The organism is Prauserella sp. PE36, assembly GCF_003311655.1.
GTDB lineage: Bacteria > Actinomycetota > Actinomycetes > Mycobacteriales > Pseudonocardiaceae > Prauserella_A > Prauserella_A endophytica.
The window spans coordinates 84,013-106,001 of record NZ_QEQT01000072.1 but is presented as its reverse complement, the minus strand read 5'-3'; the positions used below and the strand labels follow the sequence as shown (position 1 = coordinate 106,001).

General features: G+C 72.9%; 22 protein-coding genes. 20 read left to right on the top strand and 2 right to left on the bottom strand.

Annotated features, from left to right (window positions below):
* The 12 genes from DI005_RS19995 to DI005_RS19940 all read left to right on the top strand — a co-directional run.
* The coding region (locus DI005_RS19995) for a methionine adenosyltransferase domain-containing protein (protein WP_158559841.1) at positions 1–257 on the top strand (257 nt) is incomplete at its 5' end.
* A 57-nt stretch (positions 258–314) separates the two neighbouring features.
* A complete protein-coding gene (locus DI005_RS19990) occupies positions 315–1,424 on the top strand; it encodes an acyltransferase (RefSeq protein WP_113643084.1) in 1,110 nt (369 codons plus the stop codon).
* 23 nt (positions 1,425–1,447) lie between these two features.
* Positions 1,448–3,508, top strand: coding sequence for a primosomal protein N' (locus DI005_RS19985; RefSeq protein ID WP_113643083.1), 2,061 nt, complete (start codon positions 1,448–1,450; stop codon positions 3,506–3,508).
* A 430-nt stretch (positions 3,509–3,938) separates the two neighbouring features.
* A complete protein-coding gene (fmt, locus tag DI005_RS19980; protein WP_113643082.1) occupies positions 3,939–4,865 on the top strand; it encodes a methionyl-tRNA formyltransferase in 927 nt (308 codons plus the stop codon).
* A complete protein-coding gene (locus tag DI005_RS19975) occupies positions 4,862–6,280 on the top strand; it encodes an RsmB/NOP family class I SAM-dependent RNA methyltransferase (protein ID WP_113643081.1) in 1,419 nt (472 codons plus the stop codon). Before fmt ends, DI005_RS19975 begins: the two co-directional genes overlap by 4 nt.
* The gene (locus DI005_RS19970) at positions 6,277–6,777 is read left to right on the top strand and encodes a flavoprotein (RefSeq protein ID WP_113643080.1); all 501 of its coding nucleotides are present in this window, start codon (positions 6,277–6,279) and stop codon (positions 6,775–6,777) included. Before DI005_RS19975 ends, DI005_RS19970 begins: the two co-directional genes overlap by 4 nt.
* Before the next feature lie 73 nt (positions 6,778–6,850).
* Positions 6,851–7,525, top strand: coding sequence for a ribulose-phosphate 3-epimerase (gene rpe / locus DI005_RS19965; RefSeq protein WP_199543017.1), 675 nt, complete (start codon positions 6,851–6,853; stop codon positions 7,523–7,525).
* Positions 7,526–7,556: 31 nt separating this feature from the next.
* On the top strand, positions 7,557–8,564 hold the full coding sequence (gene ribD, locus DI005_RS19960; RefSeq protein WP_113643090.1) for a bifunctional diaminohydroxyphosphoribosylaminopyrimidine deaminase/5-amino-6-(5-phosphoribosylamino)uracil reductase RibD: 1,008 nt from the start codon (positions 7,557–7,559) through the stop codon (positions 8,562–8,564).
* Positions 8,564–9,190, top strand: a complete 627-nt coding sequence (locus tag DI005_RS19955; RefSeq protein ID WP_112274467.1) for a riboflavin synthase — start codon at positions 8,564–8,566, stop codon at positions 9,188–9,190. Before ribD ends, DI005_RS19955 begins: the two co-directional genes overlap by 1 nt.
* A 2-nt stretch (positions 9,191–9,192) precedes the next feature.
* Positions 9,193–10,485, top strand: coding sequence for a bifunctional 3,4-dihydroxy-2-butanone-4-phosphate synthase/GTP cyclohydrolase II (locus DI005_RS19950; protein WP_112274466.1), 1,293 nt, complete (start codon positions 9,193–9,195; stop codon positions 10,483–10,485).
* Complete coding sequence (ribH, locus tag DI005_RS19945; protein WP_112274464.1) at positions 10,482–10,991, top strand: 6,7-dimethyl-8-ribityllumazine synthase; 510 nt, start codon at positions 10,482–10,484, stop codon at positions 10,989–10,991. The genes DI005_RS19950 and ribH overlap by 4 nt, the downstream gene beginning before the upstream one ends.
* A gap of 59 nt (positions 10,992–11,050) precedes the next feature.
* A complete protein-coding gene (locus tag DI005_RS19940) occupies positions 11,051–11,446 on the top strand; it encodes a PH domain-containing protein (protein ID WP_112274869.1) in 396 nt (131 codons plus the stop codon).
* 79 nt (positions 11,447–11,525) lie between these two features.
* Here the strand turns inward: DI005_RS19940 and DI005_RS19935 are convergent, their stop codons facing one another.
* Positions 11,526–12,305: an exodeoxyribonuclease III gene (locus tag DI005_RS19935; RefSeq protein ID WP_113643079.1), complete on the bottom strand. Its 780-nt coding sequence runs from the start codon at positions 12,303–12,305 to the stop codon at positions 11,526–11,528.
* 72 nt (positions 12,306–12,377) lie between these two features.
* Between DI005_RS19935 and DI005_RS19930 the strand changes: the two genes are divergently transcribed.
* The 6 genes from DI005_RS19930 (at position 12,378) to DI005_RS19905 (ending at position 19,087) form a co-directional block, all read left to right on the top strand.
* Positions 12,378–13,055 carry a haloacid dehalogenase gene (locus DI005_RS19930; protein ID WP_112274460.1) on the top strand — a complete coding sequence of 226 codons (678 nt, stop codon included), beginning with the start codon at positions 12,378–12,380 and terminating at the stop codon, positions 13,053–13,055.
* A gap of 44 nt (positions 13,056–13,099) precedes the next feature.
* Complete coding sequence (gene uvrC, locus DI005_RS19925) at positions 13,100–15,076, top strand: excinuclease ABC subunit UvrC (protein WP_112274458.1); 1,977 nt, start codon at positions 13,100–13,102, stop codon at positions 15,074–15,076.
* The gene (rapZ, locus tag DI005_RS19920) at positions 15,069–15,956 is read left to right on the top strand and encodes an RNase adapter RapZ (protein WP_228713987.1); all 888 of its coding nucleotides are present in this window, start codon (positions 15,069–15,071) and stop codon (positions 15,954–15,956) included. Before uvrC ends, rapZ begins: the two co-directional genes overlap by 8 nt.
* An 8-nt stretch (positions 15,957–15,964) precedes the next feature.
* Positions 15,965–16,930 (top strand): uridine diphosphate-N-acetylglucosamine-binding protein YvcK, encoded by a 966-nt coding sequence (gene yvcK / locus DI005_RS19915; protein WP_112274865.1) that lies wholly within the window; start codon positions 15,965–15,967, stop codon positions 16,928–16,930.
* Positions 16,930–17,916 carry a DNA-binding protein WhiA gene (whiA, locus tag DI005_RS19910; protein ID WP_112274456.1) on the top strand — a complete coding sequence of 329 codons (987 nt, stop codon included), beginning with the start codon at positions 16,930–16,932 and terminating at the stop codon, positions 17,914–17,916. The genes yvcK and whiA overlap by 1 nt, the downstream gene beginning before the upstream one ends.
* Positions 17,917–18,082: 166 nt before the next feature.
* Complete coding sequence (locus DI005_RS19905; protein ID WP_233520209.1) at positions 18,083–19,087, top strand: glucosyl-3-phosphoglycerate synthase; 1,005 nt, start codon at positions 18,083–18,085, stop codon at positions 19,085–19,087.
* A gap of 63 nt (positions 19,088–19,150) precedes the next feature.
* On the opposite strand, the gene DI005_RS19900 is transcribed toward DI005_RS19905, so the two are convergent.
* Positions 19,151–19,588 carry a PPOX class F420-dependent oxidoreductase gene (locus DI005_RS19900; protein WP_113643077.1) on the bottom strand — a complete coding sequence of 146 codons (438 nt, stop codon included), beginning with the start codon at positions 19,586–19,588 and terminating at the stop codon, positions 19,151–19,153.
* Between the two features lie 106 nt (positions 19,589–19,694).
* Between DI005_RS19900 and DI005_RS19895 the strand changes: the two genes are divergently transcribed.
* Together DI005_RS19895 and DI005_RS19890 are read left to right on the top strand one after the other, a co-directional pair.
* Entirely contained in the window at positions 19,695–21,161 is a 1,467-nt protein-coding gene (locus DI005_RS19895; RefSeq protein ID WP_369973602.1) for a hypothetical protein, read from the top strand.
* Positions 21,158–21,949, top strand: a complete 792-nt coding sequence (locus DI005_RS19890) for a hypothetical protein (RefSeq protein ID WP_112274450.1) — start codon at positions 21,158–21,160, stop codon at positions 21,947–21,949. The genes DI005_RS19895 and DI005_RS19890 overlap by 4 nt, the downstream gene beginning before the upstream one ends.
* Positions 21,950–21,989 lie beyond the last annotated feature (40 nt).

The window sequence follows — 21,989 nt, the reverse complement described above, 5'->3', positions numbered from 1 at the left end:
ACGCGATCGGCAAGGCGGCCCCGGTGGGCCTGTTCGTGGAGACGTTCGGCACCGAGCACGTCGACCCGCTGAAGATCCAGGCCGCCATCACCGAGGTGTTCGACCTGCGCCCGGCGGCGATCATCCGCGACCTCGACCTCCTGCGGCCGATCTACGCGCAGACCTCGGCGTACGGGCACTTCGGCCGTCCCGAGCTCGACCTCCCGTGGGAGCGCACCGACCGCGCGGACGCCCTCCGGAGCGCCGTGGGCGCCTGACCCGGTGCCCGCCCCGGTGGTCGGCTACTGACGGGTTTCCTTTAGGCTTCCGATCTCGTGGTGGACACTCAGGACGTCGCGGCGTCGCCAAGGGCCGGGGAACAGACCGCCGGGGCGGCGAAGCCCAAGAGCACGCGGCACATCAGCTGGGATGCCATCCGTGTCCTGGGAATCGTGGCCGTGCTGGCCTTCCACGCGACGTTCCTCGCGCCGCACACCCTGCCCGGCTTCGACATGCCGCCGGGGTCGCTGCAGATGGACTTCCCGTTCGGCGCGTCCATCCTGATCGTCATCTCCGGCTACTTCGCGGCGATGACGATCGGCAGGGGGACGCCGCTGCGCTGGTGGCTGCGGCGGCTCGCCCGCCTGCTGCCCGCGTTCTGGGTAGCCGTCGTGGTGATCTTCCTGGTCAGCATCGTGCTGCATCCCGAGGGCTTCCCCCGCCCGTCCTACGGCGACCTGGTCGGCAACCTGGCGCTCGTGCACACGCTGCTGCCGTCGGTCGAGTACATCGACCTGTCGCACTGGACCGTGCCGGTGCAGGTGTGCGGGTTCACCGCCATCGCGCTGCTCGCCTGGAAAGGCAAGGTGCGGGGACGGAACGCGACCCTGGTGATGTGGGCGGTGCTGCTGGTCCCGCTCGCCGTGCGATACCTGTTCATGCGGCCCGGCGAGGTCGCGCCGTGGGCGAGCATGATGATGGACGGCACCGGGCTCAACCGTGCGCACCTGCTGATCGCCGGCGTGGCGATCTACCGCTGGTCCAAGGGGCGCATGAGCTTCGCGCAGCTGTACTGCATGCTCGGCGTGGTCATCGTCGCGCACGACAAGCACCCGCCGCCCGGCGACTCGGTGATCGCGTTCGCGGTGGCGCTCGTGCTGATCTGCGTGGCCGCCTACCAGCCCGCGTGGGACCTGCCCGGCCTCAACCGGCTCGCGAAGCCCATCAGCTGGCTCGCCGGGATCTCCTACGGCGTGTACCTCATGCACTACGTGATCGGCACGATCGTCGCCAGGCACCTCGCCGACCTCGGCGTGCCGTGGTGGGGCTGGGTGCCCGCGTTCGTCGTCACCGCGATCCTGCTGGGCTGGGCGCTGACGCGGTGGGTCGAGCAGCCCATGTTCACGTTGCTCACCCGGTGCCTCGACGCGAAGCAGCCCCGCTGAACCGCTCTGGTAGAGAAGACGGCGTGAGCCGTCCCGAGACCACCCCGCTGTGGGAGCTGCCGCAGCCCAAGCCCGCCAAGGGCAAGCGCGCGGCGGCCTCGCGCAAGGGCCGCCGGGAGCCCGCGGAGACCGCGCCGGTCGCGAGGGTGATCGTCGACGTGCCGCTAGCGCACCTCGACCGGACCTTCGACTACCACGTGCCCAAGGAGCTCGACGAGGCCGCCGTGCCCGGCTGCCGGGTGCGCGTGCGGTTCGCCGGCCAGCTCGTCGACGGCTTCCTGCTCGAACGCGGCGACACCACCGAGCACCAGGGCCGGCTCGCGTTCCTCGAGCGCGTCACCTCCAGCGAGCGGGTACTGCCCCCGGAACTGGCCGCGCTGTGCCGGTCGGTGGCGGAGCGCTACGGCGGCACGCTCATCGACGTGCTGCGGCTGGCCCTGCCGCCCCGGCACGCCAAGGTCGAGGCGGAACCGCCGCGGGAGCCCGCGCCCGCGCCCGAACCGCCGGACGTCGCGGGCTGGCGGCGTTACCCGTGGGGCCCCGGGTTCACCGGCGCGCTGAGCGCGGGCCGGGTCGGCCACGCCGTGTGGCAGGCGCTGCCGGGCGAGGACTGGCCGGCGCGGCTGGCGGAGCTGGCGGCCACCGTCGCCGCGCGGGGCAGGGGCGCCGTGCTGGTGGTGCCCGACCACCGCGACGTCGCCCGGCTGCGGGCGGCCTGTGCCGCGCTCGCCGGGGAGGACGCCGTCGTCGCGCTGTCGGCCGACCTCGGCCCGGCCGAGCGCTACCGCCGCTGGCTCGCCGTGCTGCGCGGCGCGGTGCGCATCGTCGTGGGCACGCGTGCAGCGATGTTCGCCCCGGTCACCGATCCGGGGCTGTTCGTGGTGTGGGACGACGGCGACGACCTGCACGCCGACCCGCACATGCCCTACCCGCAGGTGCGGGACGTGCTGATCCTGCGCGCCCACGCGAGCAGGGCGTCGTTCCTCGCCGCCGGGTACGCGAGGACCGCAGAGGCGCAGCTGCTGGTGGAGTCCGGGTGGGCGCACCCGATCGTCGCCGCGCGGGAGGAGCTGCGGGCGTGCGCCCCGCGCGTGACGCCCACGGGTGAGGACTTCGACGTCGCCCGCGACGAGGCGGCCCGCGCCGCCCGGTTGCCCGCCGTCGCGTTCGAGGCCGCTCGCGCGGGCCTGGCGGCAGGCGCGCCCGTGCTCGTGCAGGTACCGAGGCGGGGCTACGTGCCCGGCCTGGCGTGCGGGCACTGCCGCTCGCCGGCGCGGTGCCGCCGCTGTGCGGGGCCGCTCATGCTCCCGGGCGGCGGCGAGGCCGGGACGCCCCGTTGCCGGTGGTGCGGGGTGGCCGACGCGAGCTTCCGCTGCGCGACGTGCGGTTCCGGGCGGCTGCGGGCCGTCGTGGTGGGCGCCAAGCGGACCGCCGAGGAGCTGGGCAGGGCGTTTCCCGGCGTGCCGGTGCGGACCTCCGGCGCGGGCGAGGTGCTGCCCGAGGTGCCCGGTGAGCCCTCGCTCGTGGTCGCGACGCCCGGCGCCGAGCCGGTGGCCGAGGGCGGCTACGGCGCCGCGCTGCTGCTCGACGGCTGGGCGTTGCTGGGCAGGCAGGACCTGCGCGCGGCGGAGGAGACGCTGCGGCGGTGGATGACGGCCGCAGCGCTCGTGCGGTCCGCCCGTGAGGGCGGCCGGGTGGTGGTGGGCGCCGACGCCGGGATCGCTCCGGTGCAGGCGCTCGTGCGCTGGGACCCCGGCTGGCACGCGGAGCTGGAGCTGGCCGAGCGCAAGGAGCTGGGCTTCCCGCCAGCGGTGCGGATGGCGAGCTTCGAGGGCACCCCGGAGGCGGTCGCGGCGCTGCTCGACGAGATCACCCTGCCCGAGCAGGCCGAGGTGCTCGGCCCGGTGCCGGTGGGGGAGGTCGACGAGGACGGCCGCGCCGAGCGGGAACGGGCGCTCGTGCGGGTGCCGCGCGCCCACGGCCGGGGACTCGCCGCGGCGGCGCACGCCGTGAACGCGCTGCGCAACGCCCGCAAGGAAGCCGACCCCGTCCGCATCCAGCTGGACCCGCTGACCCTGATCTGACCGGAACCGGCGTTCGCGAGTCGTGCACTCCCGCTCGCGCGAGTCCCCCGCTCGAGCCTGCGAGTTCCCCGCTCGAGCCTGCGAGTTCCCCGCTCGAGCCTGCGAGTTCCCCGTTCGAGCCTGCGAGTTCCCCGTTCGAGCCTGCGAGTTGCCCGTTCGAGCCTGCGAGTCCCCGCTTTTTGACCGCGAGTTGCCCGTTCGGCACCGCTGAGCGCGCAACTCGCGTGCGGGAGCGGGGGACTCGCGTGCGGGAGTGGGGGACTCGCGTGTGGGAGTGGGGGACTCGCGTGTGGGAGTGGGGGACTCGCGTGCGGGAGCGGGGGACTCGCGCGTCGCGGCAATGTCCTAGTGCGGTCGGGCGCGGGGACGTGCGGGTGTGCGGCTTAGACTGGCCGGCGATGTTGTTCTCGCTCACCGCCCCGGATCGCCGATGAGGCTCGTGTTCGCGGGCACCCCCGAACCCGCCGTGCCGTCGCTCCGCGCACTGCTGGAGTCCCCTCGGCACGAGGTGGTCGCCGTCGTCACGCGCCCCGACGCCCCCGCTGGGCGGGGCCGCAGGCTCGTGCGCTCACCCGTCGGCGCGCTCGCCGACGAACACGGCATCGAGGTGCTCACGCCGGCGAAGGCCGGCGATCCCGGGTTCCTCGCGCGCCTGACCGAGCTGGCGCCCGACGCGTGCCCCGTCGTGGCCTACGGCGCGCTGCTGCCCCAGCGCGCGCTGGACATCCCGCGCCACGGCTGGGTCAACCTGCACTTCTCGCTGCTGCCCGCGTGGCGGGGCGCCGCGCCCGTGCAGGCGGCCATCCGGGCGGGGGACGAGATCACCGGCGCGTCGACGTTCCGCATCGTCAAGGAGCTCGACGCGGGGCCGGTCTACGGCGTGGTCACCGAGAAGATCGGCCGCACCGACACCGCGGGCGAGCTGCTCGGCAGGCTGGCGGTCTCCGGGGCCACGCTGCTGACCTCCACGATGGACGGCATCGAGGACGGTTCCCTGCGACCCGTGGCCCAGCCCGCCGACGGGATCACCTACGCGCCCAAGGTGACCGTCGACGACGCGAAGGTCTCCTTCACCGACCCGGCCGCGGCGATCGACCGGCACATCCGCGCGGTGACGCCCGACCCCGGCGCCTGGGCGCTGTTCCGCGGCGAGCGGTTCAAGCTCGGCCCCGTGACGCCGGTCGAGGGACCCGGACTGGAGCCGGGCGTGGTGCTCGCCGAGCGCAAGCGGGTGCTCGTGGGCACCGCTACCACGCCGGTGCAGCTGGGCGAGGTCCAGGCACAGGGCAAGAAACGCATGGCGGCGACCGACTGGGCGCGCGGCACGAGGATCGACAACGAGGAGCGCCTGACATGAACCCCGGCAGGCAACGCAAGCCGGACCGGAACCGGCGGCCCGCGCCGCGTAAGCAGGGTCCGCGCAAACCACCCGTGGAGGACCCGGCCCGGCGGGTCGCGTTCGACGCACTGCGCGCGGTCAGCGAACGCGACGCGTACGTGAACCTCGTCCTGCCCGAGATGCTGCGCGAGCGCAGGATCACCGGCCGCGACGCCGCGCTGGCCACGGAGCTCACCTACGGCACCGCGCGGGCGCAGGGCCTGCTCGACGAGGTCATCGCCGCGTGCCTCGACCGGGAGCTGTCCAAGGTGGACAAGGCGGTGCTCGACGCGCTGCGGCTCGGCGCGTACCAGCTGCTGCGCACCCGGATCCCCGCGCACGCCGCGGTGGCGTCCACAGTGGACCTCGTGCGCGAGGAGGCGGGCTCGCACGTCGGCGGGTTCGCCAACGCCGTGCTGCGCAACGTGTCCGAGAAGGACGAGGCGGCGTGGCTCGAACAGCTCACGCCCGACCGCGACAGCGACCCCATCGGCTACCTCGCTCTGCACACGGCGCACCCGAGGTGGGTCGCGCGCTCGTTCGCGGAGGCGCTGGGCGACAAGGGCGCCGAGCTGGAGGCGGCGCTGCGCGCCGACGACGCCAGGCCGGCCGTGCACCTGCTCGCCAAGCCCGGCGAGATCAGCGCCGAGGAGCTGGCCGCCATCACCGGCGGCGACGAGGCGCCCTACTCGCCGTACGGCGTGCACCTGCCAACCGGGACCGGCGACCTCGCCGAGTCCGAGCCGATCCGCGAGCGCCTTGCGGTGGTGCAGGACGAGGGCAGCCAGCTCGTGGCGCTCGCCGCCGTCAACGCACCCGTCGACGGCGAGGACAGCCGCTGGCTCGACCTGTGCGCGGGCCCCGGCGGCAAGGCCGTGCTGCTCGGCTCGCTGGCCGCGATCTCGGGGGCGACGCTCGACGCCGTCGAGGTCACCCCGCACCGCGCGAAGCTGGTGAAGCAGGCGATCGACGGGCTGCCCGTGACGGTGCACACCGTCGACGGCCGCGACCCCGGGCTGGAGGGCGGCTACGACCGGGTGCTGCTCGACGCGCCCTGCAGCGGCCTCGGCTCACTGCGCAGGCGGCCCGAATCGCGGTGGCGCAGGCAGCCATCGGACGTGCCGGGCCTGACGAAGCTGCAGAGTGAGCTGCTCGCCTCGGCGTTCCGGCTCGTGCGGCCCGGCGGGATCGTGGCGTACGTGGTGTGCTCGCCGCACCTGGCCGAGACCGAGGGTGTGTTCGGTGACGGCGTGCGCAGGGCGAAGGCCGAGGTGCTGGACGCGCGGGAGCTCTTCCCCGGTGTTCCGGACCTGGGCGACGGGCCGTACGTGCAGCTGTGGCCGCACCGGCACGGCACCGACGCCATGTTCTGCGCGCTCGCCAGGGCGCGGTGAGCCGGGTTCTTGGGCTCGTCGCCGGCTCGTGCGGCGGCGTGGAGACCCGGTTGCGCGCCGAGCTCGCCCTTCCGGCCACGGAGCGTGGCTGGCGGCTGGCGGTCACGCTCACGCCCACGGCCGAGCGCTGGCTCGCCGCGAGCGGTGAGCTGGACCGGCTGCGGGAGCTCACCGACCTGGAGGTCCGCAGCGGCTCGCGGCTGCCGGGCGAGCCGCGCCCCCATCCCGATCCCGAGGTGTTCCTCTTCGCGCCCGCGACGGCGGGTTCGGTGGCCAAGCTCGCACTGGGCATCGCCGACAACCAGGCACTGACCGTCCTCGGTGACGCGCTGGGCGACCCGGCCGTGTCGATCGTGGTCGGCTACCAGGTGCGCGACACCCGCTCCGGCCATCCGGCCTGGCAGGGCCACCTCGACGCGCTCGCCTCCGCGGGTGTGCGCACCCACCGGCTGGACTGGACCGCGCCGTGGACGGACGTGCTCGACCTCCTGCCGTGACCGCCAGGGGAGGGTGCGCACCGATCGGGGCCGCGCGCGCCCCTCTACACTCGCGCGCGTGGCCCATCAACCGCTGATCGCACCAAGCATCCTGTCCGCCGACTTCGCCCGGCTCGGCGAAGAGATCGACGCCGTCGCGAAAGCCGGGGACACCCGCGCCGACTGGGTACACGTGGACGTGATGGACGCCCACTTCGTCCCCAACCTGACGCTGGGCCTTCCCGTGGTGCAGTCACTGCTCAAGGCCACCGACATCCCGCTCGACTGCCACCTGATGATCGAGGACCCGGACCGGTGGGCCCCCGGGTACGCCGAAGCGGGCGCCTACAACGTCACCGTGCACGTCGAGGCCGCCAACGACCCCGTGATGCTCGCCAAGAACCTGCGCGCCGCCGGAGCGAAGGCCGGCCTCTCGATCAAGCCGGGCACGCCGCTCGAGGACCACCTCGACACGCTCAGGCACTACGACACGTTGCTGGTGATGTCGGTGGAGCCGGGCTTCGGCGGCCAGTCGTTCATCCCCGAGGTGCTGGAGAAGGTCCGCACCGCCCGCCGCCTCGTCGACACCGGCCACTTGCAGGTGCTGGTGGAGATCGACGGCGGCATCAACGCCGACACCATCGAGCAGGCCGCCGAGGCGGGCGTCGACTGCTTCGTCGCGGGCTCCGCCGTCTACGGCGCGCAGGACCCCGGACAGGCCGTCGCCGCGCTGCGCGCGCAGGCCGCGGCCGCCAGGGTGGCGCACTGAGGTGACCTTCCCCGCACGCGAGCACGACACCATGGCGGTGGCGCTCGCGCTGAGCGAGACCGTGCGCGGCACCACGAGCCCGAACCCGCCGGTCGGCGCGGTCGTCCTCGACGCCGAAGGCAACGTCGCGGGCCAGGGCGCCACCCAGCCGCCCGGCGGGCCGCACGCCGAGGTCATGGCACTGCGCGAGGCGGGGGAGCGGGCCAGGGGCGGCACGGCGTTCGTGACACTGGAGCCGTGCTCGCACCACGGCCGCACGCCTCCGTGCACGGGCGCGCTGCTGGCCGCCGGGGTCACGACCGTGCGCTACGCGGTGGCCGACCCGCATCCGCTCGGCGGCGGGGGCGCCGACGTGCTCAGGGCCGCCGGGGTGGACGTCGAGGGCGGGCTGCTGGCCGCCGAGGTCGCGAGCGGTCCGCTGCGGGCGTGGCTGCACTTCGTGCGCACCGGACGCCCGCACGTGACGTGGAAGTACGCGGCCACGCTCGACGGCAGGGTCGCCGCCGCCGACCGGACGAGCCGGTGGATCTCCGGCCCCGTCTCGCGCGCTGAGGTCCACGCCATCCGGTCCGCGGCCGACGCGATCGTGGTGGGCACGGGCACGGTGCGCGCCGACGACGCGTGGCTCACCGTGCGCGACGCCGACGGCGTGCTCGCGCCCCGCCAGCCGCTGCGCGTGGTGGTGGGCACGGGCGGCATACCGGAGGGCGCGCGGGTGTTGGACGATTCGGCGGAGACGCTGCTCGCCAGGACCCGCGAGCCCGACGAGGTGCTCATGGCACTGGCCGAGCGCGGCGTGGTGGACGTGTTGCTCGAGGGCGGGCCGACGCTCGCGGGCGCGTTCGTGCGTGCCGGCCGGGTCGACCGCATCCTGGCCTACGTCGCGCCGATGCTCCTGGGTGCCGGGCCCGCCGCGCTCGGGCCTTCCGGAGTGTCAACCATCACCGAAGCACACCGTTGGCGGGTCGAAGGGGTCACCATGAGCGGTGACGACGTGCGGGTCGCCGCCGTCCCGCTCACCGGCGAGGGAGGCAGCTAGTGTTCACCGGGATTGTCGAGGAGCTCGGCGAGATCGCGCGCGTCGAGCCGTTGTCCGACGCGGCGCGCCTCACGGTGCGTGGTCCGCTGGTGACCAGCGACGCGCGGCACGGTGACTCGATCGCGGTGAACGGCGTGTGCCTGACCGTCGTCGAGGTCTCCGGCGACGAGTTCACCGTGGACGTCGTGCACGAGACGCTGAAGCGGTCGAGCCTCGGCCGGGCCGAGGCGGGCCGGCAGGTGAACCTCGAGCGCGCGATGCCCGCGAACGGCCGCTTCGGCGGGCACGTCATGCAGGGCCACGTCGACGGCACCGCCACGTTCCTGTCCCGGGACCCGGACGGGCTCACGCACTTCGCCTTCCCGGCCCCGCTCGGCCGCTACATCGTGGAGAAGGGTTCGATCGCGGTCGACGGCATCTCGCTCACCGTGGCCGCCGTGTCCAGGGAGGAGTTCTCGATCGCGCTCATCCCCACGACGCTGGAGCTGACCACGCTCGGCCGCACCGAGCCTGGCGACGTGGTGAACATCGAGGTCGACGTCCTCGCCAAGTACGTCGAGAAGCTGACTGCCGTCCACCTGCCCGGCGCCGGGGTGGACAATGGCAAGGGCAAGGAGGACGCGTGACCATGACAGATGCCAGTCCCTCGCTGGACGTCGAGACCATCGAGCGGGCGATCCAGGACATCGCCGACGGCCGGCCGGTCGTCGTGGTCGACGACGAGGACAGGGAGAACGAGGGCGACCTGATCTTCGCGGCCGAGAAGGCCACCCCGGAACTGCTGGCCTTCATGGTCCGCTACACCTCCGGCTACGTGTGCGTGCCGCTCACCGAGCAGGACTGCGACCGGCTCGATCTGCCGCCGATGTACCACACGAACCAGGACATGCGCGGCACCGCGTACACGGTGACCGTCGACGCGTCGGAGGGCGTGAGCACCGGCATCTCGGCCGCCGACCGCGCACACACCATCCGGCTGCTCGCCGATCCGAACTCCCAGCCGGGCGACTTCCGCAGGCCGGGCCATGTGGTGCCGCTGCGCGCCAAGGAGGGCGGCGTGCTGCGCAGGCCCGGCCACACCGAGGCCGCCGTGGACCTGGCGCGGATGGCCGGGCTCGCCCCGGCCGGCGTGCTCTGCGAGATCGTGTCGCAGAAGAACGAGGGCGACATGGCACGGCGTGACGAGCTCGAGGTGTTCGCCGCCGACCACGACCTGCGGCTGATCACGATCGCCGACCTGATCGCCTACCGCAGGCGCAAGGAGAAGCAGGTCGAGCGCGTCGCCGAGGCCCGCATCCCGCTCGCGGCGGGAACGTTCCGCGCGATCGGCTACGACAGCCTGATCGACGGCATCGAGCATGTCGCCTTCGTCTACGGCGAGATCGGTGACGGCGAGGACATCCTCGTGCGCGTGCACTCGGAATGCCTCACCGGCGACGTCTTCGGCTCGCTGCGCTGCGACTGCGGCCCGCAGCTGCAGGCGGCGCTCGAGACGGTGGCCGGCGAGGGCAGGGGCGTCGTGCTCTACGTCCGGGGCCACGAGGGCAGGGGCATCGGGCTGCTGCACAAGCTGCAGGCGTACCAGCTCCAGGACGCCGGGGCCGACACCGTCGACGCGAACCTCGCGCTCGGCGTGCCCGCCGACGCCCGCGACTACGGCACCGGCGCGCAGATCCTGGGCGACCTCGGGGTGCGCTCGATGCGGCTGCTCACCAACAACCCGGCCAAGCGGGTCGGCCTCGAGGGCTACGGGCTGCGCGTCACCGGGCGCGTTCCGCTGCCGATCTCGCCGAACCCGGAGAACCTGCGCTACCTGCGCACCAAGCGCGACCGGATGGGCCACGACCTGTCGCAGCTGGAGCATTTCGACGAGGTGGGAGCGGAGGTCGGCGACGTCCGCAACGGTGGAGGACAGGCGTGAGCGGAGAGGGACGGCCCGACGACGCAGGGCTGGAGCTGGCGGAGTGCGAGAATCTGAGGCTCGCTATCGTCGCGACGCGCTGGCACACGAAGATCACCGACAGCCTGCTGGAGAACGCGCTCAAGGCGGCGGGCGAGGTCAAGCTCGCCGACGAGCCGACGGTGGTGCGCGTGGCGGGCGCGGTCGAGCTGCCGGTGGTGGCGCAGGAGCTCGCGCGCAGGCACGACGCCGTGGTGGCCCTCGGCGTGGTGATCAGGGGCGGCACGCCCCACTTCGACTACGTGTGCGACGCGGTGACCGCGGGGCTGACGCGGGTCGCGCTCGACGAGAGCACCCCCGTGGGCAACGGCGTGCTGACGTGTGACACCGAGGAACAGGCGCTGGACCGGGCCGGGCTGCCCGGCTCCGCGGAGGACAAGGGCAGGGAGGCGACGGTCGCGGCGCTCACCGCGGCGCACGCCCTGCGTGGCCTGCGCCAGCCGTGGACGGAACGAGGATTCGGGTGAGTAGTGGCACCGTGACCGAACAGACGACCGTGCTGATCCGGCCGAGGCGGGCCGCGTGGATGGCCGGCGCCCTCGCCCTGCTGCTGCTCGTGGTGTTCACGGTGGTCGCCGTGCTGCTGCGCAGTTCGGACACGGGCGTGATCTTCCAGGTGAGCGACCAGGTCGCGATGATCGGCGTCGGCGTGCTGCTGGCGGGGGCCTCGCTGCTGTTCGCCATGCCGAGGGTGAAGGCCGACACCGAGGGCATCGAGGTGCGCAACGTGGTGGTGAGCCGCCGCTTCGCGTGGGGCGAGGTGCTGTCGGTGAGCTTCCCGGACGGCGCGTCGTTCGCCCGCCTCGAGCTGCCCGACGACGAGTACTACTCGGTGCTCGCCATCCAGGCCGTCGACCGGGACCGCGCCGTCGAGGCCGTGCGCGCCCTCCGCAAGCTCCACAAGGCCGCCCGCGGCGAGTAGACCCAACCAACTGCAGTGAAGGCCACCTTCAGTGCGTTCAACGCAGTGAAGGTGGCCTTCACTGCGGTCGGCGAGGGCGCTAGACGGTCAGGTCGACCACTACCGGGGCGTGGTCGCTCGCGCCCTTGCCCTTGCGTTCCTCACGGTCGACGTAGGCGTCGCTCACGGCGTCCGCGAACGCCGGGTTGGCGTAGACCAGGTCGATGCGCATGCCGTTGTTCTTCGGGAACGCGAGCTGCCGGTAGTCCCAGTACGTGTACGGGCGGTCGTACTTGAGCGCCCTCGGCACCACGTCGGTCAGCCCGGTCTCCCGCAGCATCGCGAGCGCCTTTCGCTCGGGCTCGGTGACGTGGGTCGACTCGGTGAACAGCGAGATGTCCCAGACGTCGTCGTCGGCCGGCGCGATGTTGAAGTCGCCCAGCACCGCGAACGGGCGGTCGGCGCCGGACTCGGCGAGCACCGTCGTCTGCAGGGCCTCCAGCCAGCGCAGCTTGTAGGCGTAGTGCGCGTGGCCGGGCTCGCGGCCGTTGGGCACGTACACGGACCACACCCGCACCCCGCCGCACGTGGCGCCGATCGCCCTGGGTTCGGTGACGTCCTCGTACGCCGGCTGGTCGACGAGCCCGCGCGTGACGTCGTCGAGGCCCACCTTCGACAGCACCGCCACGCCGTTCCACCGGCCCGTGCCGTGGCACGCCACGTCGTAGCCGAGCTCGGCGATCTCGGCTCGGGGGAACGCCTCGTCGGCGCACTTCAGCTCCTGCACGCACAGCACGTCGGGCTGCGCCGACGTCAGCCAGCCGAGCAGCCGCGGCAGGCGAGCGGTGACCGAGTTGACGTTCCACGTGGCGATCCGCATGCGGAAACCTTCGCACACATGTTCTGCGTATAACGACCTATACAGCGTGGCCCTGCGCCGTACCCTTGGCTCATGGCACGCGCGACGGCGAGGAAGCCCGAGGTGGTCCTGTTCGACGTGTTCGAGACACTCGTGCGCCTCGACCCGCTGCGGGAACGGTTCCTCGAGGCGGGCAGGCCAGGCCACGAGCTGGAGCTGTTCTTCGCCCGCACGCTGCGGGACGGCATGGCGTTCACGCTCGCCGGCGAGGCGCCTCCCTTTCGTGAGGTCGCGCGGGCGCAGCTGGCCGCCACGAGCGGCTACACCCTCAGCGACGCGTGGCTCACCCACATCCTCGACGGGTTCGCCGAGCTGCCGCTGCACCCGGACGCCGAGCCCGCGTTCGACCTGCTGGCCGGCGCCGGGGTGCCCGCCTACGGCTTCACACACGGCTCCGCCGCGGTCCTCGAGTCCATTGCGGACAGACACGGGATCCGGCACAAGCTCAGGGAAGTCCTGTCGACGGAGGCGATCCGCTCGTTCAAACCACCCGCGAAGGTCTACGACTGGGCGTGCGGGCGGACCGGCTCGGCGCCAGGGGCGACCGCGCTCGTCGCCGTGCACTCCTGGGACACCCACGGCGCGGTGCGCGCGGGCCTGCTCGCCGGGTTCGCCACGCGGCTGGAGGGCCGCCTGCCCGAGGTGGTCGAGCGCCCGCACGTGGTGGCCGAGCGGGTCGACCAGGTGGTGGCCGGGTTACTGGCGCTCTAACGGGGCCCCGGCGGGATGTCGGAGGCTCGCCATAGGCTTGAAGCGTGGCTGACCCCTCGACCTACCGCCCCTCGCCCGGCAGCATCCCGGACGCACCCGGCGTCTACAAGTTCCGCGACGCCACCAAGCGGGTCATCTACGTCGGCAAGGCCAAGAGCCTGCGCAGCAGGCTGAACTCCTACTTCGCCGACCTCGCCGGCCTGCACCCCCGGACCAGGCAGATGGTCACCAACGCGGCGAGCGTCGAGTGGACGGTCGTGTCCACCGAGGTCGAGGCGCTGCAGCTCGAGTACAACTGGATCAAGGAGTTCGACCCCCGGTTCAACGTCCGCTACCGCGACGACAAGTCCTACCCCGTGCTGGCGGTGACGCTGCACGAGGAGTTCCCGCGCCTGCACGTCTACCGGGGCCCGCGCAAGAAGGGCGTGCGCTACTTCGGCCCGTACGCCCACGCCTGGGCGATCCGCGAGACGCTCGACCTGCTGCTGCGCGTGTTCCCCGCGCGGACGTGCTCAGCCGGTGTCTTCCGCAGGCACGGTCAGATAGGCAGGCCCTGCCTGCTCGGCTACATCGACAAGTGCTCGGCGCCGTGCGTCGGCCGGGTCACCGCCGAGGAGCACCGCGACATCGTCGACGACTTCTGCGACTTTCTCGCCGGCCGCACCGACACCATGATCCGCAGGCTGGAGAAGGAGATGGCGCAGGCGGCGGAGTCGCTGGAGTTCGAGCGGGCCGCCCGCCTCCGCGACGACCTCGGCGCGCTGCGCAGGGCCATGGAGAAGCAGGCCGTGGTGTTCGGCGACGGCACGGACGCCGACGTGATCGCCTTCGCCCACGACGAGCTGGAAGCCGCCGTGCAGATCTTCCACGTGCGCGGCGGGCGGGTGCGCGGCCAGCGCGGCTGGGTGATCGACAAGATCGAGGAGATGGACGTCCCGGCTCTGGTGGAGCAGTTCCTCAGCCAGTTCTACGCCGAGCAGGCCGAGCTGGCGCAGGACGCGCCGAACGGCGGCGGCGTGGTCGTACCCCGCGAGGTGCTGGTGCCCGAGCTGCCCGCCGACGCCGACGCGCTCGCCGAGTGGCTGAGCGGACTGCGCGGCGCCCGCGTGCAGCTGCGTGTCCCGCAGCGTGGTGACAAGCGGGCGCTGGCCGAGACCGTGGCGCGCAACGCGCAGGAGGCGTTCGCCCAGCACAAGCTGCGCAGGGCGGGCGACCTCACCGCCCGCTCGGCTGCGCTGTCGGAGCTGCAGGAGAACCTCGGGCTCGACACGGCGCCACTGCGCATCGAGTGCGTCGACATCAGTCACATCGCGGGCAGCGACGTCGTGGCCTCGCTCGTGGTGTTCGAGGACGGCGTGCCCCGCAAGTCCGAGTACCGCCGGTTCGCGCTGCGCGAGGCCGCCACCGAGGGCGACGTCGCCGCGATCGCGGAGGTCGTGCGCCGCCGGTTCGCCCGCTACCTCAAGGAGACCGAGGGCAGCGGCGAGCAGGAGCAGCCCGAGACCACGCCCGGCATCGACCCGGAGACGGGCAAGCCGCGCAAGTTCGCCTACCCGCCGAACCTGCTCGTCGTCGACGGCGCGGGGCCGCAGGCGACCGCCGCCGCGGACGTGCTCGGCGACCTCGGCATCACCGACGTCGCCGTGGTCGGGCTCGCCAAGCGCCTCGAGGAGGTATGGCTGCCCGCCGACCCGGACCCGGTCATCCTCCCGAGGACTTCCGACGCGCTGTACCTTCTCCAGCGGGTACGCGACGAGGCGCACCGCTTCGCCATCCGGTACCACCGGGAGAAGCGGTCCAAGCGCGTGCAGGCCTCGGCGCTCGACGGGGTGCCGGGGCTCGGGCAGGCGCGCAAGGCCGCGCTGATCAAGCACTTCGGCTCCGTGAAGAGACTGAGGCAGGCCAGCGTGGACGACATCGCGGGCGTACCCGGGTTCGGCAGGCGCACGGCGGAGGTCGTGCACGCCGCGCTCGCCGAGGGGGCAACAGTGAAGAACGAGGGGAGTCACGGACGTGACTGACGAAGACGCCAGGACCTCGGGCATCGAGGTCGCAGTGGTGAGCGGCCTGTCCGGAGCCGGCCGCAGCACGGCGGCCAAGTGCCTCGAGGACCTCGGCTGGTTCGTGGTGGACAACCTGCCGCCGGAGCTGATCTCCACCATGGTGGAGCTCGGCGCGCAGGCCCGCGGCGCGATCACCAAGGTGGCCGTGGTGATGGACGTGCGCTCGCGGGCGTTCACCGACGACCTCGCGTCCGTGATCAAGGATCTCGACGCGCGCGGCTACAAGCCGAGGGTGCTGTTCCTCGAGGCGACCGACGCGGTGCTGATCCGCCGCTTCGAGCAGGTCCGCCGGGGCCACCCGATGCAGGGTGACGGCAGGCTGGTCGACGGCATCGCCGCCGAGCGTGCGCTGCTGGCCCCGCTGCGTGAGGAGGCCGACCTGCTGCTCGACACGTCCGCGCTGTCGGTGCACGACCTGCGCGCCAAGATCGAGGACGCGTTCGGCACCGAGGCCAGCAGCCAGACGCGGGTCACGGTGCTCTCCTTCGGGTACAAGTACGGTCTCCCGATGGACTCCGACCTCGTGATGGACGTGCGCTTCCTGCCCAACCCGTTCTGGATCCCCGAGCTGCGCGACCACAGCGGGCTCGACGGCGACGTCCGCAACTACGTGCTCACACAGGAGGGCGCCGAGGAGTTCCTGGACCGCTACCACGAGCTGCTGCGGCTGATCGGCGCCGGGTACAAGCGCGAGGGCAAGCGGTACCTGACGCTCGCGGTGGGCTGCACGGGTGGAAAGCACCGCAGCGTAGCCATTTCCGAGGAGCTCGCCGCTCGTCTGTCCAAAGAGGACGGCATGGCCGTGAAGGTGGTGCACAGGGACCTGGGCAGGGAGTGAGCTCGGGCATGCGGGCCGTCGCACTCGGTGGTGGGCACGGACTGCACGCGACGCTGACGGCGTTGCGCCGCATCACGACGGACGTCACCGCCGTGGTCACCGTCGCCGACGACGGGGGCTCGTCGGGACGGCTGCGCCGCGAGCTGGGCCTGCTGCCGCCGGGCGACCTGCGGCAGGCGCTGGCGGCGCTGTCGGAGGCCGAGGACGGCGGCGCGCTGTGGGCCGAGGTGTTCCAGCACCGCTTCGGCGGCACCGGTGCGCTCACCGGGCACGCGGTGGGGAACCTGCTGCTGGCGGGACTCTTCGAGGTGCTCGGCGATCCGGTCGCGGGGCTCGACGAGGCGGGCAGGCTGCTCGGGCTGTCGGGCCGGGTGCTGCCCATGTCGGCCGATCCCCTCGACATCGAGGCCGAGGTCACCGGGCTGGAACCCGGCGGCGAGGTCAGCCGCATCCGCGGCCAGGTCGCCGTGGCCAGCACCCCCGGGCAGGTCCGGCGCATCACCCTGCACACGGCGGGCAGGCCGGGCAAACCGCCCATGGCGTGCCCTGAGGCGGTCGAGGCCGTGCTCGGAGCCGATGCGGTGTTCCTCGGTCCCGGTTCGTGGTTCACGAGCGTGCTGCCGCACCTGCTGGTGCCCGAGCTGCACGACGCTCTCGTGCGCACGCCCGCCACCAAGATCGTCATACTGAACCTCGTTCCGCAGCCGGGAGAGACGGCTGGCTTCTCACCCGAACGGCACTTGGACGTACTCTTCGAGCACGCTCCCCGGCTGCGGGTCGACGCGGTGATCGCCGACCGTGACTCCGTGCCGACGCCGGCGCGCCTTCGCCGCGCCGCGGCCGCGCTGGGCGGGCGTGCGCATCTGGCGTCGGTGGCTGACCCGAGCGTGGTGGGACGCCATGATCCGGATGCCCTGGCTGGCTGTGTGCGAGAGGCTCTCGGTCTGACCGAGAGCGAGAGGGAGGGGCAGTAATGGCCATGACGGCTGCGGTCAAGGACGAACTGAGCAGGCTGGAGATCACCAAGACCGCCCCGCGCCGCTCCGAGGTCGCGTCGATGCTGCGGTTCGCGGGCGGTCTGCACATCGTCGCGGGCCGGGTGGTCGTGGAGGCCGAGCTGGACACCGGCTCGGTGGCACGGCGGCTGCGCAAGGAGATCCACGACCTGTACGGCCACCAGGCCGACGTGCACATGATCACCTCCGGCGGGCTGCGCAAGGGGACGCGCTACGTCGTGCGGGTCGTCAAGGACGGCGAGGGCCTCGCCCGGCAGACCGGGCTCATCGACCAGCGGGGACGTCCGGTGCGCGGGTTGCCCGCCGCGGTGGTGTCCGGGGGCATCGCCGACGCGGAGGCCGCGTGGCGGGGCGCGTTCCTCGCGCACGGCTCGCTGACCGAACCGGGCCGGTCGTCGTCGCTCGAGGTGACCTGCCCCGGCCCCGAGGCCGCGCTCGCGCTCGTCGGCGCCGCGCGCCGCCTCGGCATCCAGGCGAAGTCCCGTGAGGTGCGTGGCGCCGACCGCGTCGTGGTGCGTGACGGCGACGCCATCGGCGCGCTGCTCACCCGGCTCGGCGCCCACGAGAGCGTGCTGGCGTGGGAGGAACGCCGGATGCGCCGCGAGGTGCGTGCCACCGCCAACCGGCTCGCCAACTTCGACGACGCGAACCTGCGCCGCTCCGCCCGCGCCGCCGTGGCCGCGGCCGCGAGGGTCGAGCGGGCGATGGACATCCTCGGCGACACCGCGCCCGATCATCTGCTGGCCGCGGGCAAGCTGCGGCTGACCAACCGGCAGGCGTCGCTGGAGGAGCTCGGGCAGCTCTCCGACCCGCCGATGACGAAGGACGCCGTGGCGGGCCGCATCCGGCGGCTGCTGGCGATGGCCGACAAGCGGGCGGGTGAGCTGGGCATCCCCGACACCGAGTCGGCGGTCACGCCGGACATGCTCGAGGAGGAGGCCTGAGGCCGGTGTGAACGCGGTCCGTTACGTGGGCCCGGCACTCCGGTGATCTCGTAACGCAGCGGTTTCACGCGCGCGCCCCGGCTCGAAACGCGGCGGGCCAACTCTCGATCTCGGCAGCACAGCCGGTTCGAAGAAAGGGGCCCTCGTGCACGCGACAGGGACTGGGGTGGACACCGCCGAGGACGCCGTACCGGCGACGATCGGCACCTGGCTGCGTCGGCGCTCCGCCCGCGCCGACGACTGGACGGCGGCCGAACTGGTGGCCGCCAAACGGGGGAGCACCGTGAGCGTGGTGATCCCGGCGCGGGACGAGCAGGAGACGGTGGGCGAGATCGTGCGGACCATCCGCACGGCGCTCGTCGAGGAACACCCGCTGGTGGACGAGGTGCTGGTGGTGGACTCGCACTCGTCCGACGCCACGGCCGAGGTCGCCGCGGCTGCCGGGGCGACCGTGGTCGCGCAGGATGCCGTGCTGTACCCGCTGCCGGGCGTGCGCGGCAAGGGGGAGGCGTTGTGGAAGGGCCTCGCGGCCACCACCGGCGACCTCGTTGTGTTCGTCGACGGCGACCTCTGCGACTTCACGGCGGGGTACGTGATCGGGCTGCTGGGGCCGTTGCTGACCGACCCGGGCGTGGACTACGTGAAGGGCTTCTATCACCGGCCGCTGGTCGGCGCGGGGCACACCGACGCCGACGGTGGCGGGCGGGTCACGGAGCTCGTGGCGAGGCCGCTGCTGAACATGTACTGGCCGCGGCTGGCCGGGTTCGTGCAGCCGCTGGCCGGCGAGTACGCGGGCAGGCGGGAGGTGCTGGAGGGCATCCCGTTCGTGACGCACTACGGCGTCGAGGTGGGTCACCTGATCGACCTGGTCGAGTGGCGGGGTCTCGACGCGCTCGCGCAGGTGGACCTCGGGATCCGCACCCACCGGCACCAGGGCACGCACGCGCTGGGACGGATGTCGGGCCAGATCATGCTGACGATCATGGACCGGCTCAGCGCACACGGGCGGCTGGTGTCGGCCGAGGCCCCTGGCACGCTGCTCGCCCAGTTCCGGCGCGGCGAGCCCACCCACGGCGTCGAACGAGAGCTGGTCCTGACCGATTTGGCACTCACCCAGCGCCCGCCGCTGTCGACCTTCCGCGACAGGGAGCCCCTCCGCGACACGGCGTAGCCCGACTGCCCCCAAGGCCACCTTTGTTGCGTTCAACGCAACAAAGGTGGCCTTGGGGAGCGATCAGGCGGCCATGTCGGCGATGGCGATCACCTTGGTGATCTTGGCGCGGACCAGTAGCTCGCCCTCGACGGCGTTGCGCCTGCCGAACGCCTCAGCCTGGTCCTCACCCATGTACCTGGCGCCGATCTTCGTGGACCACGGGAGCATCTCCTCGAGGTCCTCCGAGGTCCGCGCCTCGGCCGTGAACTGCACGAAGTGGTACGGCGGCCGCTGGTCGTCGACGGTCACCGAGATGCGCGGGTCCCGGCGCAGCGCCTGGCCCTTCACCGTGTCGGCGCCGGTGTTGAAGATCAGCTCGTCGCCGTCGGATCCCTCGTCGAGCACGAACCAGATCGGCGTGACGTGCGGGGAGCCGTCGGCCCGCACCACGGCGAGCTTGCCCGTGAGCGTGCCGGTGCCCGCGAACTTCCACCACTCGTCTCTCGTCATCTCGCGCATGAGCTGAAAGCTACCTTCCTCGCAGGCGAGCCCGGGACGCCTCACCGCCCAAGAGGACACGCTCCGCGTGGCTCGCCTACTCTTCTCCGCTGTGCGTGTTGACGAGATGGCCGGACTGGGGGAGCCCGACGAGGGGCTGGCCCGCAGGCTCAAGGCGCTCGCCTGCACCGCGCCCCTGCACGACCTCGACGCGCGCAAGTCGAAGCTGGACTGGGCCGACGCGACGGTCTACCAGATGGCCGAGATCGGATTGCACACGATCGACCAGGTCACCATCGCCATGGACTTCGACACCGGGGCGGACCACCAGCAGGTGGTCAACCGGCTCCTGCCGTTCATCGCGGCACAGGCACCCGGCCGGGGGCCCGCCGAGCACACCCGCGTCGCGCGCTGGGTGCTGGACAACCTGATCAACGTCGGCACCACCGACCGCGGCTTCCGGCGCGTGTACGGCTCGGTCGACGCCGACGGGCGGTACCGGCGCCGCGCGTTCGACTTCAAGCTCCTCGTCGAGCTGGCCGCCCCGGACGGCGAGGTGTACCTGCGCGCCACGGACGAGGCCATCAACGTGCTCGTCGGCGCGCTCGACACCGACGTGGAGTCCGCGCAGATCGCCGCCGAGGTGAAGCTGGAGAACCTGATCACCAGGGGCAGGCTCGCCGACGCGAAGCTCGCCGCCGAGCAGGCGCGCTACCGCACCGTGCAGTACGGCGAGACGCTGCGCGCCAAGCTCGACGCCACCCGCCGCGACGTGCGCTCCGTCGACTGGGAGCGGGAGGTGCCGGAGCTGCTGGACTCGGCGCTGTCGCACATCGAGTCCCGGTTCCGCGCCGAGACCGCGATCCTCAAGAACATCACCGCCGCCCGCGACGAGGCCGAGGACCCCGACCGCAAACGACGCGCGGCGGAGCTCGTCGAGATCGTCGGCGACTGCATCCGCAGGCACACCCAGCTCCAGTCGCGCCTGCAGGCCGCGGGCGCGGTGTTCCGGGCCGAGCAGGACCGCCAGCAGTTCTCCGGCCCGCCGCAGCGGGCCGCGATCGACGTGTTCGGGCAACTGCTCACGCCGACGCTGGAGCTGCCGCTGGCCGACGCGGTCACGCCGACGCAGGCGTTCTTCCACGCCGCCACGGGCATCGCGGTGCCCACGGTGCCGTCGCTGCCCTCGCTCGTGTCACTGCTGCTGCGACCCGCGCCGGAACGGGAGCAGCTCGTCGGTGAGATCCCGGAGCCCGAGCTGGCGCCCGCCGAGGTGACCGACAGCTACAGCGACGAGCAGTGGCGCCTGGCCGACGAGCTGCTCGACCTGCCCGAGGTGCCGCGCAGGCTCTCCGGGCTGCTCGCCGAGGCGCGGGAGACTGACGCCGGTGTGGCCCGGCTGGTGGCACTGCGCGCGCTGCACGCCTACGGTCCCGAGGTGGGTGCCGCGATCAGGCAGGGGGAGCGGCGGGTGCTGCTCGCGTTCGACGACGGCACCACGCTGGACGATCCGGAGTTCGGTGGTGCGGACCTCTTGCTGATGTCCGCGGGCGTCGAGGGCGGCGACGGCACGGAGACCGAGGAGGTGGCGTGAGCACAGGGCATTCGTCGGCGGACGCGGAGGCCGCGGCGCGGCTGGTGTCGTTCGGCATGCGGCCGAAGCTGCTGCCCGGCCGTGACGTGGTGTACGGCGAGCTCGTGCGCCGCTACGGCGAGGACAGCGCCTTCAAGCAGCTCACGCACGCGGTCGCCGCGGGGCTCGGCCTCATGGTGCTGGAGGTCAGCACCCAGGCGGGCGCGGTGCTCGCCGCCACCGACGAGTCGATCTTCGAGATCAAGATGGACAGCTACGCGCGGCAGAGCAAGATCCGCGAGCGGCGCGACACCGAGAAGGTGCTGCACGGGCTGATCCACCTCGCCACGGCCGCGCTCGGCTACCCGCGGCCCGACGACCTCGCCAACGACACCTACATCGGCCGCGTGAGCGTGGAGCAGGTCGACGGCGTGGTGCGTGAGGCGTGCCGGATCCTCGACGAGCGGGCCAGCGGCAACAAGGACCCGCTCGCCGACGCGCCCGAGCTGGAGCAGGCGTGGCGGGCTTACGCGCGCAGACCGGCCGCCGCCGCGACCAAGGACGGCAGGCTCGCCTCGGACACCACGCGGGGGATGGTGGCCAGAGCGTTGCGGTTCCTGTCCGAGCAGGGGTTCCTGGTGCACGTGAGCGGCGAACAGGGCGGCACCTACCGCACGACGCCGCGCTACCAGGTGCAGGTGCGCGAGCTGGCCGCCGACGCCGCGTTCGACGAGCTGCTGACACTGGGAGTCGTGTCGGTGCCCGGCGGCGAAGGCAGCCTGCGGGCGACCGCGTCGGACACGCTGTAGGGACGAGACGGATGAGGGACCAGGCGGCACCCGAGCGGGC

Bases quoted from the DNA above. Each gene is read 5' to 3' on its own strand.
- fmt (WP_113643082.1), top strand. From the start codon at position 3,939: ATGAGGCTCGTGTTCGCGGGCACCCCCGAACCCGCCGTGCCGTCGCTC.
- DI005_RS19975 (WP_113643081.1), top strand. From the start codon at position 4,862: ATGAACCCCGGCAGGCAACGCAAGCCGGACCGGAACCGGCGGCCCGCG.
- ribD (WP_113643090.1), top strand. From the start codon at position 7,557: ATGGCGGTGGCGCTCGCGCTGAGCGAGACCGTGCGCGGCACCACGAGC.
- DI005_RS19950 (WP_112274466.1), top strand. From the start codon at position 9,193: ATGACAGATGCCAGTCCCTCGCTGGACGTCGAGACCATCGAGCGGGCG.
- DI005_RS19940 (WP_112274869.1), top strand. From the start codon at position 11,051: ATGGCCGGCGCCCTCGCCCTGCTGCTGCTCGTGGTGTTCACGGTGGTC.
- DI005_RS19935 (WP_113643079.1), bottom strand. From the start codon at position 12,305: ATGCGGATCGCCACGTGGAACGTCAACTCGGTCACCGCTCGCCTGCCG.
- DI005_RS19930 (WP_112274460.1), top strand. From the start codon at position 12,378: ATGGCACGCGCGACGGCGAGGAAGCCCGAGGTGGTCCTGTTCGACGTG.
- yvcK (WP_112274865.1), top strand. From the start codon at position 15,965: ATGCGGGCCGTCGCACTCGGTGGTGGGCACGGACTGCACGCGACGCTG.
- whiA (WP_112274456.1), top strand. From the start codon at position 16,930: ATGGCCATGACGGCTGCGGTCAAGGACGAACTGAGCAGGCTGGAGATC.
- DI005_RS19900 (WP_113643077.1), bottom strand. From the start codon at position 19,588: ATGCGCGAGATGACGAGAGACGAGTGGTGGAAGTTCGCGGGCACCGGC.
- DI005_RS19895 (WP_369973602.1), top strand. From the start codon at position 19,695: ATGGCCGGACTGGGGGAGCCCGACGAGGGGCTGGCCCGCAGGCTCAAG.